Raw genomic sequence first — 9,322 nt, 5'->3', positions numbered from 1 at the left:
ACCCTGCCCTTCACTTCGTCCCGTAAAGCCGATCCCCCGCATCCCCCAGCCCCGGCCGGATATAGGCGTGGTCGTCGAGTTCGCGGTCGATGCTGCAGGTGAAGACCGGCACGTCCGGGTGCGCCTCGGTCAGCACGTCCAGGCCGACCGGCGCCGCGAGCAGGCAGGCGAAGCGCAGCTGGTCGGCGCCGGCCTGCTTCAGGCGGGAGAGCGCGGCGGCGGCGGAATGGCCGGTGGCCAGCATCGGGTCGACCACGATGACCAGGCGGTCGGCGATGTCGTCGGGCAGCTTCAGGTAGTATTCCACCGGCACCAGCGTCGCCGGGTCGCGGTAGAGGCCGATATGGCCGACGCGGGCGGAGGGGACGAGGTCGAGCATGCCCTCCATGATGCCGTCGCCGGCGCGCAGGATGGAGACGATGCAGAGCTTCTTGCCGGCCAGGATCGGCGCCTGCATCGGCTCCAGCGGGGTCTCGATGGCGGTCTCGGCCAGCGGCAGGTCGCGGGTCAGCTCATAGGCCATCAGCAGGCTGATCTCGCGCGCCAGGCGGCGGAACTCGCCGGTCGAGGTCTGCTTCTGCCGCATCAGCGTCAGCTTGTGCTGCACCAGGGGGTGCTGGATGACGGTGACGGCGCGCGGGGCGTCGGGCATGGGCGTTCGGGCTTTCAGGTCAGAAGAACCAGGTTCAGAAAACGGTGCCGTCGCTGGCGACGGTCAGGGGTGGCGCGCCGTCGGGGCGCAGTTCGCGGGCGATGCGGCGGCCGGCGGCCCAGCTGCCGCCTTCCAGCACGCGGGCCAGCGGCAGGGCAGCGGCATCGAGGCCGAGGCGCTCGCGCACCGCCCCGGCCAGCCGGTCGAGCAGCGCGACCGTCAGCGCCCGCCATTCGACGATGGCGGGATGGTCGACCGCCAGGCTCTGCCGCGCCAGGGCCGGATCCCGCAGTTGCAGCAGGCCCAGATCGAGGAACAGCCCGCCATTGCGGTATTCCGGCAGGCCGGTCAGCGCGTCGAGGTCCAGCACGGGGATGCCGGCATCCTCCAGCACCTCGGCGAGCGAATAGCTCATCCATTGCGACAGCTTGTGGAAGGGCACCAGCCCCTGGCCCGGGCCGCCGGGCGCGGCCAGCGGGTGGTGCCAGACATCGCCGAGATTTTCGCCATGCAGGGTCAGGCGATGCGGCCAGACCGGCGCCAGCGCCTCCAGCAGCAGGGCCAGGATCCGCTCGGCCGGCAGGCCGCGCGGCCGCGCCTCGGCGGCGAGGATGTCGAACAGCCCGCCCGGTCGCGGCGCCGCCGCGCCGAAGAATGCCGGCGCGGCGCGCAGCGCGGCGCCCAGGTTGCGCATCAGCGCGGCGCGGCCCTGCAGCCCGGCCAGCGGGTTCCTGTCGGAATGCTGGAAGGCATGGCCCAGCCGCGCGGCGTCGAGGCTTTCCAGCGCCTCGGCATCGACGCGCAGCGGGTCGGCGGGATCGGCGGAGAACAGACCATGGGCGAAGGCCTCGAGGCTGGCGACGCCGAGCCCTTCGGAGCGCGCCAGCACCTGCCCGCCGGCGTCGCAATAGCGCCATTGCGGCCCGGCCCCCGCATCGAGCAGCACGGCGACGATGGCCAGGTCGAAGCGGCGGCGCGCGGTCTCGGCGGGCGGCTCGCCCGCGAGCGTGGCCGCCAGCCCTCCCCAGCGGTCGATGCCGCCCGCGGCAAAATGCCGCCAGCGCGCGTGGTAGGGGATGCGCAGCTCCGGGTAGTTCTGCCGGATCGTCGCGACGACGTAGTCGGCGACCCCCTCCATGCGTTCGGGATGCAGGGAGAAATGCGGCAGGGCGTCCTGCTCGGCCAGGGCGAGCAGCGCCTGGCAGCGGCTGCGGATGCAGGCGGGCTGGCGCAGCAGGACGACGGTCGGGTGGCCGCGCGTGGCCAGGCTCACAAGCCGCGTCCTTTGGCGACCGCCAGCTCCGCCGCGTCGGGAACGTGGTCCGAGAAATAGCCGGCGGCCTTCTTGGCATCCATCTCGACCTGGGCGTCGGGCGGGATCAGCGCGTCGGGGATGGCGATGCGGTCGAGCACGGTGATGCCGCTCTGCACGATGGGCGCGAACTTCATGTTGCTCATCGAGACCAGGCGGTCGATGCGGGTGATGCCCAGCCAGTGCAGCACATCGGGCATCAGCTCCTGGAAGCGCATGTCCTGCACGCCGGCGACGCACTCGGTGCGGGCGAAATAGGCCTCGGCGCGGTCGCCGCCCTCCTGCCGCTTGCGCGCGTTGTAGACCAGGAACTTCGTCACCTCGCCCAGCGCCCGGCCCTCCTTCCGGTTGTAGACGATGACGCCGACGCCGCCTTCCTGCGCCATGCCGATGCAGGCCTCGATGCCATGCGCCAGATAGGGGCGGCAGGTGCAGATGTCGGAGCCGAAGACATCCGAGCCGTTGCATTCGTCATGGATGCGGCAGGCGATCCGCGTCTCCTCCTGCCCGAGCTTTGCCGTGTCGCCGAACAGATAGACCGTCATGCCGCCGATCGGCGGCAGGAAGACCTGCAGGTCGGGGCGGGTGACCAGCTCGGGGAACATGCCGCCGGTCTGCTCGAACAGGTGGCGGCGCAGCTCGGTCTCGCCGATGCCGAAGCGGGCGGCGACGCCGGGCAGGTACCAGACCGGCTCGATGGCGATCTTGGTGACGCGGGCGTCGCCATTGGGCAGCAGCACCTCGCCATCCGGGCGCAGCCGTCCCTCGCGCATCGCCGCCGTCAGCTCGGGCATGTTGATCTGGGCGCGGGTGACCGCGATGCTCGGCCGCACATCCAGGCCGTGGCCGGCGAACAATTCCGGCGCCAGATGGCCGAAGGGATCGATCGAGACGATCTTCTGCGGATCGCCCCAGGCCGGGAAAGGACCGATGGCGCTGGCCGGCCGGGTGTTGTGGAAATCCGGCCGGTGATCCGCCTTCAGCTGCCCGGCGGCGACGGCCAGGGCACGGTAGAGCGCATAGGCGCCGGAATGGGTGCCGATGGCATTGCGCGCCGCCGCGTCCTGCAGCGTCGCCACCACCGGGCCGCGCGCCAGCGGATCGGCCGCCCCCCAGCGCAGCCAGGGCGACAGTCTCGCCCCCCGGTGCGGATGCGAGGTCAGGATGATCGGCCGCGGGATCGGGCCATTGCCGCGCAGCCGGTTCAGCGGCAGGGCATCTCGAGACGGGGCGGGCACGCCAGGCGGGGTCAGGCCAGTCATGGTTGCAGGACAACCTCCGGCAGCGCGCCGGGCCGGGATGACCCAGCGGCAGGCTTGGTGCGGCAGCAGAAGAAGGCTAGGGTTATGTTGACCGCCCGGTCAAGCTTTCCTGCGATGCCCGGAGATGCCGCGATGGACCAGCCTCCCCTTGGCCGCCGGGCGCAGCAGCGCCAGCAGCGCCTGGCGCAGATCCTGGCCGCGGCCGAGCAGGTCTTCGCCACCGCCGGCTTCGAGGGCGCCAGCATGGCGGCGATCGCCGCCGCGGCCGGGCTGCCCAAGGCCAATCTGCACTACTACTTCGGCACCAAGGAAGCGCTCTATGCGGCGCTGCTGGAGGAGCTGCTGCGGCTCTGGTTGTCGGCCACCGACGCCATCCGCCCCGACAGCGCGCCGGATGCAGCGCTGGAGAGCTATATCCGCGCCAAGATGGAATGGTCGCGCAGCCGCCCGCATGCCTCCAAGCTCTTCGCCAACGAGGTGCTGCGCGGCGCGCCGCTGCTGTCGGCGCATCTGGCCGGCGGCCTGCGCGCCCAGGTCGAGGAGAAATCCGCCGTGCTGCGCGGCTGGATTGCGGAGGGGCGGATGGCCCCCGTCGAGCCGCGCCACCTGTTCTTCGCCATCTGGGCGATGACGCAGACCTATGCCGATTTCGAGACGCAGATCCGGCTGGTGCTCGACGTCCCGGCCCTGGGCGAGCGGGAATTCGAGGATGGCGTCGCCACCGTGCTGCGCCTGGTGCTGGGCGGCCTCGCGCTCAGAGCGTGATCGGCTGGCCATGCGGCGTGCGCGCCGCCGCCGCGGCCCAGGCCAGCCGCCGCTCCTCCAGCGCCGCCGGGGCGACGATCCGCTTCTCGGCCACGATCCGCTCCAGCGCCGCCAGCCAGTGCTCGTAATAGGGCCGCTCGGCCGAGGCGATCTCGGCGCCGAGGCAGTCCGCCCATTCGCTCCAGGCGAAGCAGCCGGCCTCGTGCAGGGCGAGCGTCAGGGCGAAGGCCTGCGCCTCCCAGGGCGCGGCGAAGACCGGACCGTCGGCATCCTGCGGCAGGCCGGGCAGGTCGCGCGGCGTGTCACAGGCCGCCAAGATAGGACTCCCAGGCATCGATCGAGACCTCCAGCGACGGATCGGCGCCCTCGCCCCAGAGCTCCGCGCCGGTGAAGCGGAGGGTGTAGAGCCATTGCGGCGCCTCGCCGCCGCCATGCGCATGGCTGTCGGGGAAGACGAAGACGCCGCGCACCGCCTCGACCACGCCCTCGCGGCCGCGGGCATAGCGCGGCAGGCGGGTGTGATGCGCCGGGTTGAAGCGGCGGGTGCGCACCCGGTCGCCCACGGCGAAGCACGCCGGCGCCGTGGCCGGGCGGTCATACTGCGTGCCGCGGGCCAGCGTGGCGTCGACCTGGCCGGCGGCCAGCGGCGTCACCTCCACGCCCGGACCCGACGCGCGGCCCTCGCGGATCTCGTCCGGCGTCACCAGCCCGGCCTGCAGCAGCAGCTTCTCAAGCCCCTTCACCCAGATCTCGTAATAGGTGGAGGTCAGATACTCGCCGGGCGGCAGGGTCTCGCGCGCATGGCGCGAGATGTCGATGTTCCAGCGGCCAAGCGCGCCGGCCGCCAGCGTCACCGCCAGCGCCCGCTTCTCCCATTCGGCGTGGAAGATCTCCGCCTCGGGCTCCGGGATGACGCGGCCGAAGCCCATCATGCCGCCGAGGTCCTGGGCGCCGTTCATGCCGCCGCGTCCTGCGGGGCGCGGGCGAGCGCGGTGCCGATCATGGAATCGCGGCTGACCAGGGTGGCCAGGCGTCCGGCATCCCAGCCCTCGGTGCCCGGCGGGCGGGCGGGGATGACCAGGTAGCGGGTCTCGGCGGTGGAATCCCAGACGCGGATGCGGGTGGATTCCGGCAGGGTCACGCCGAAATCGGCCAGCACGCCGCGCGGATCGATCACCGCGCGCGAGCGATAGGCCGGGGCCTTGTACCAGGTCGGCGGCAGGCCCAGCACCGGCCAGGGATAGCAGGAGCACAACGTGCAGACGACCAGGTTGTGGGTCCCGGCGGTGTTCTCCACCGCCACCATGTGCTCGCCCTGGCGGCCGGTGAAGCCCATGGAATGGATCGCCGCGGAAGCATCCCGCCGCAGCCAAGCCGCGAAGTCCGGATCGGTCCAGGCGCGGGCGACGACGGCGGCGCCGTTGCGCGGCCCGATCCGGGTCTCGTAGGTCTCGATCAGCCGGTCGAGGGCGGCGGGCTCGGCATAGCCCTTCTCCACCAGCAGCGATTCCAGCGCGCGCACGCGCAGCTCGATCGGCGACAGCTCGCTGCCATGATCGTGGTCGTGATCATGGTGGTGGTGGTGGTGATGGTCGTCGTGGTCATGATGGTCGTGCATGGCGTCACCCCCGCTCGATCGGCGAAGGTTCCGCCCTCGCGGCGCGCCGGTCAAGCGGCGGCTGCGGCAGGGAGGGGCACGGCGCCCGATCCGGGCGCCGTGCCGCCGGGCTCACTCGCCCAGCTTCTCCTTCAGGTCCTTGGCCGGCTTGAACTTCACCGACTTGGAGGCAGCGATCTCGACGACCGCGCCGGTGGCCGGGTTGCGGCCCTGGCGGGCGGCGCGCTGGCTGACGGCGAAGCTGCCGAAGCCGGCGAGACGGACTTCACGGCCCTCACCGAGCGCATCGCCGAGCGTGGCCAGCACGGCCTTCAGCAGGGCGTCAGCCTGGGTCTTGGGCAGGCTGGTGGCGGCAGCAGCGGCGTCGACCAGGTCCTGGCGGCTGAGCGGGCGGGTTTCTTCGGTCAAAAGGCGAACTCCACGAAAACAGGACTACGAGGCAGCAGAGACACATTCCGCCCGGGGCGGTCAAGCGCGCCAGCGCTGCGGCGGCGGCTCTGATAGCCGCAAGGGGCGCAAATGGCTATATTGTCATGCGGAAAAGCGCGTGTCCCGCCCGGCTGCGGCGCCAAACGGCAAGAGCCCGGCGGATGATCCGCCGGGCTCGTGACCATCACCGATGCAGAACGACCGAGACTTAGACGAAGCCCGGCTGCGGCACCTGGTGCTCGCGGATCCAGTTCTCGGTATGGCCGATATCCTCGAGCGAATGGATGTCGAGGCAGCCTTCGGTCAGATACGGCTTGATGCGCTGGCCCATGCAGACCCAGGGGCCCTGGCCGTCCGGATCGCGGATGGCGCTGGCGCGCAGCGCCCAGATCGAATGGTCGAAGAAATAGCAGGCCGGCAGGTCCTGGCGGTTGGCCGAGACGCGGTCCATGCCGGGCACGAAAGGCTTCAGGATGCCGTCCGCGGTGACGCCCTTGCCGCGCAGCGGATGGTATTCCGCCTTCTCATGGCAGGGCACCACGGCCGAGAGGCTGGGATCTTCCAGCAGCCCGTCGATGCAGGCATCGATGATCGCCTCGGTGATGGTGCCGACATTGGCGTGCTGCACCACGACGATATCGGCCGGCCCGTCCTTCTCGATGATCTCGAAGGCATGGCGCACGGCGTCGCAGCTCTGCGCCGTGGCGCTGGCCAGTTCGTCCGGGCGGCGGATCTGCACGTAGCCGGCCTGGCCGGCGGTCGCCAGGATCTTGTCGTCGTCGCTGCTGATGTAGTAGCGGCCGATATGCCGGCTGCGCACCGCGGCGGCGGCCGCCCAGTGCAGCAGCGGGGCGCCGAGCACCGGCAGGATGTTCTTGTCGGGCAGCGAGCTGCCGCCCCGGCCGATCATCAGGGCCACGATGCGCTTATTCATTGCCTTCCCCTGGCTTTCTCTCAGAGCATCGCCGCGCCCTGGCGACAGGGCACGGCGCCGTGCTTACTTGCGGAAGTACTTGTGGTGCTCGCTGGCGTTGACGCGCTTCTCCTCGGTGCCGAGGATCAGCTCGGTCTCGCGGATGGCGTCGACATAGTCCTTGAACTTCGAGGTGGTCAGGTCGACGGCGACGGCGTCGAAATGCGCCCATTCGGTGTTGCCGAGCTTGACATGCTTCTCGACCATCCGCGCCCCGGCGGCGACCGCGAGGCTGGAGGCCTTGGCGCCGAAGTCATGGCTGGAATAGGCCGGCACGATGCGCGGATTGCTGCGCGCCAGCACGTCGTAGTGGCGCACCACGGCGACGTTGCAGTCGTTCAGCGGCGTCGGATATGCCGAATTCGCCTGCATGAGGTAGAGCTTCTCGCAGCGCGTGAAGTTGTCCAGCACCCATTTCTCGTAGACCGTGTCGGTCATGCCGGTGGAGAGCACGATGCCCTTGTCGTAGTTGCCGGCGACGAAGCCCAGATAATCGGTGTGCTCGGAGATGGTCGAGGGCAGCTTCACCAGCTCCGGGCTGAACTGCAGCATGAACTCGAAGGACGGCTGGTCCAGCACCGAGGCGAACCAGCGGATGCCGAGGCTGCGGCACAGCTGGTCGACATAGGCGAAGTCATCCGCGGTCAGCTCCAGCGCGTGCCGGTAGTCGCCAAAAGTCTTGCCGAAGGGCGAGCGATAGGCGCCGGCCAGCTGCTCCGCGCTGTAGAAGCTCTCGACGTCACGCTTCTGCAGCTTGACGTAATCGGCGCCGGCGGCGGCGGCGGCGCGGATCATCCGCTCCAGCCGGTTGCGGTCGCCGAAATGGTTGGTGGTGATCTCGGCGATGACGGCGACCAGGCTGTCGCGCGGCGCGCCGGAGCTCTCGCCCAGGACCTCGCGGTTCAGTGCATCGGCGGAGAGGGCGCTGAAGGCGCGGTCGCCGACATGCTTCACCGTCAGCGCACTGTTCTGCAGGAAGTAGAGCGTGTTGAGGAAGTAGAATTCCTGCAGCGAGATGCGCGCCTGCCGCTCGTCGGCGACATGCGGGGCGAAGTCGGTGACGATCTGGTGGCTGTAGCCGCGCTCGGCCGCGAAGTCGAAGCCGACCATGTAGACGGTCTGCGGCCGGCCGCGCTGCTCGGCGATCAGCCGCGCCAGCTTCAGCGCCGAGAGGAACAGCACGTCCTCGATGCCGAAATCGTCGGTCATGAAGCGCTGCATGACCAGGTCGGAGGATTCCTGGGTCAGCAGGTAATGCGGCGCGCGCACCACCTGCCGGCCCGGCGCCTCGAAATCGGTCGAGGTGATGTAGAGCTGCGAGCGGTAGCCCGCCTCGGCGATGCCCTGCTTCACCCAGTCGGCATGGAAGATGCTGATGTCGACGGGCACGATGCGCTCGGCATCGTTCAGCCCGATCACCAGCGAGGATGCCAGGACCTCCGGCCGCACCAGGTCGGCCGAGGGCCCCTTACCCAGGATGAAGATCGTGTCGGTGGCGTATGTCGACGCGATACTTGCGACCGGGTTCAAGAAGGCTTCCATCGAAAATCTCTCCATCGACCTTGACGTCGCAACCATGCTCCAGGGCCAGCATCAGCCCGGGCAGCAGATCCCAGGCATAGGCGCCCTTGGGATTGCTGAAGCGGCGATAGGCGCCGCGCACCACGTTGTAGAGGTTGTAGACCGCGCAGCCCATGATGCGCGATTCCACCTCGTCCCGCATCTGCTCGAGGATCTGCTCGGAGAAGGAGGAGGAGAAGCCGGTGATGCGCGAGCGCACCTTCTGGATCGGCTCGCCGGTGATCATCCGCTCGCCGAGCTCGGGCAGCAGCAGCATCGAGCCGAGATGCTGCCCGGCCCGCCACAGCCCGAAGGAGACGCCCCACTCCTTCAGCCCGGAGCAGAAGTTCTCGGTGCCGTCGATCGGGTCGAGCAGCGCCATGTAGGTGCCGCTGCCCAGCGTCGCCGGGTCGAAGCTCTCCTCGCCGACGAAGGTCAGGTCGTCGATCCGCTCCTTCACGTAAGCGTGAATGAGCTGTTCCAGCATGATGTCGGCCTGGGTGACCGGGCTGCCATCGGGCTTCAGGGTGATGTCGTAGCGCCGCGCCTGGATCTGCGGCATCTCGGCGGCGACGAGCGCGGCAATCCCGTGCAGCAGGTCGCGTGTCTGATGCTCCATGCAAACCCCGATCGTGGTGACGGAACAGGGACAGGCCGGGCCGGCGGCGCCTTGCGCGCCGCGATCCCTGCCCGTTTACCTGCCCTCTGCGTTGGGCGTGATTGTGCGGGGGCCGGGGGGACGGCACAAGGG

11 protein-coding genes are annotated in these 9,322 nt (G+C 70.0%); 1 reads left to right on the top strand and 10 read right to left on the bottom strand.

Annotated features, from left to right (window positions below; genetic code table 11):
* Nucleotides 1-10: 10 nt before the first annotated feature.
* The 3 genes from upp to BKE38_RS24655 are packed head-to-tail and all read right to left on the bottom strand — an operon-like array spanning nt 11 to nt 3,226.
* Nucleotides 11-652, bottom strand: a complete 642-nt coding sequence (upp, locus tag BKE38_RS24665) for a uracil phosphoribosyltransferase (protein ID WP_076959871.1) — start codon at nt 650-652, stop codon at nt 11-13.
* A gap of 34 nt (nt 653-686) precedes the next feature.
* Entirely contained in the window at nt 687-1,925 is a 1,239-nt protein-coding gene (locus BKE38_RS24660; protein ID WP_106409301.1) for a DUF1688 family protein, read from the bottom strand.
* Entirely contained in the window at nt 1,922-3,226 is a 1,305-nt protein-coding gene (locus BKE38_RS24655; RefSeq protein WP_083747839.1) for a GTP cyclohydrolase II, read from the bottom strand. Before BKE38_RS24655 ends, BKE38_RS24660 begins: the two co-directional genes overlap by 4 nt.
* Before the next feature lie 132 nt (nt 3,227-3,358).
* On the opposite strand from BKE38_RS24655, the gene BKE38_RS24650 reads away from it, so the two are divergent.
* Nucleotides 3,359-3,991 carry a TetR family transcriptional regulator C-terminal domain-containing protein gene (locus BKE38_RS24650; protein ID WP_242662560.1) on the top strand — a complete coding sequence of 211 codons (633 nt, stop codon included), beginning with the start codon at nt 3,359-3,361 and terminating at the stop codon, nt 3,989-3,991.
* Here the strand turns inward: BKE38_RS24650 and BKE38_RS24645 are convergent.
* The 7 genes from BKE38_RS24645 to BKE38_RS24615 all read right to left on the bottom strand — a co-directional run bounded on the left by BKE38_RS24645 (nt 3,981) and on the right by BKE38_RS24615 (nt 9,190).
* Nucleotides 3,981-4,307, bottom strand: a complete 327-nt coding sequence (locus tag BKE38_RS24645) for a nitrile hydratase accessory protein (protein WP_242662559.1) — start codon at nt 4,305-4,307, stop codon at nt 3,981-3,983. The genes BKE38_RS24650 and BKE38_RS24645 overlap by 11 nt on opposite strands.
* Nucleotides 4,294-4,950, bottom strand: coding sequence for a nitrile hydratase subunit beta (nthB, locus tag BKE38_RS24640; protein ID WP_076959868.1), 657 nt, complete (start codon nt 4,948-4,950; stop codon nt 4,294-4,296). Before nthB ends, BKE38_RS24645 begins: the two co-directional genes overlap by 14 nt.
* Nucleotides 4,947-5,609 (bottom strand): nitrile hydratase subunit alpha, encoded by a 663-nt coding sequence (gene nthA, locus BKE38_RS24635; RefSeq protein ID WP_076959867.1) that lies wholly within the window; start codon nt 5,607-5,609, stop codon nt 4,947-4,949. Before nthA ends, nthB begins: the two co-directional genes overlap by 4 nt.
* Nucleotides 5,610-5,720: 111 nt before the next feature.
* Nucleotides 5,721-6,017 (bottom strand): HU family DNA-binding protein, encoded by a 297-nt coding sequence (locus BKE38_RS24630; RefSeq protein WP_076959866.1) that lies wholly within the window; start codon nt 6,015-6,017, stop codon nt 5,721-5,723.
* Nucleotides 6,018-6,246: 229 nt separating this feature from the next.
* Entirely contained in the window at nt 6,247-6,972 is a 726-nt protein-coding gene (locus tag BKE38_RS24625) for an acylneuraminate cytidylyltransferase family protein (RefSeq protein ID WP_076959865.1), read from the bottom strand.
* 63 nt (nt 6,973-7,035) lie between these two features.
* Complete coding sequence (locus BKE38_RS24620) at nt 7,036-8,553, bottom strand: N-acetylneuraminate synthase family protein (RefSeq protein WP_076959864.1); 1,518 nt, start codon at nt 8,551-8,553, stop codon at nt 7,036-7,038.
* A complete protein-coding gene (locus BKE38_RS24615; RefSeq protein ID WP_076959872.1) occupies nt 8,480-9,190 on the bottom strand; it encodes an inositol monophosphatase family protein in 711 nt (236 codons plus the stop codon). Before BKE38_RS24615 ends, BKE38_RS24620 begins: the two co-directional genes overlap by 74 nt.
* Nucleotides 9,191-9,322: the final 132 nt, after the last annotated feature.

Source organism: Teichococcus deserti, assembly GCF_001982615.1.
GTDB classification, from domain to species: domain Bacteria; phylum Pseudomonadota; class Alphaproteobacteria; order Acetobacterales; family Acetobacteraceae; genus Pseudoroseomonas; species Pseudoroseomonas deserti.
The sequence above is the reverse complement of the archived record's forward strand: the minus strand, read 5'-3'. Positions and strand labels throughout refer to the sequence as shown.

Coding starts and splice junctions, on each gene's coding strand:
- BKE38_RS24615 (WP_076959872.1), bottom strand. CDS start 9,190: ATGGAGCATCAGACACGCGACCTGCTGCACGGGATTGCCGCGCTCGTC.
- BKE38_RS24650 (WP_242662560.1), top strand. CDS start 3,359: ATGGACCAGCCTCCCCTTGGCCGCCGGGCGCAGCAGCGCCAGCAGCGC.
- nthB (WP_076959868.1), bottom strand. CDS start 4,950: ATGAACGGCGCCCAGGACCTCGGCGGCATGATGGGCTTCGGCCGCGTC.
- BKE38_RS24655 (WP_083747839.1), bottom strand. CDS start 3,226: ATGACTGGCCTGACCCCGCCTGGCGTGCCCGCCCCGTCTCGAGATGCC.
- nthA (WP_076959867.1), bottom strand. CDS start 5,609: ATGCACGACCATCATGACCACGACGACCATCACCACCACCACCACCAT.
- upp (WP_076959871.1), bottom strand. CDS start 652: ATGCCCGACGCCCCGCGCGCCGTCACCGTCATCCAGCACCCCCTGGTG.
- BKE38_RS24620 (WP_076959864.1), bottom strand. CDS start 8,553: ATGGAAGCCTTCTTGAACCCGGTCGCAAGTATCGCGTCGACATACGCC.
- BKE38_RS24625 (WP_076959865.1), bottom strand. CDS start 6,972: ATGAATAAGCGCATCGTGGCCCTGATGATCGGCCGGGGCGGCAGCTCG.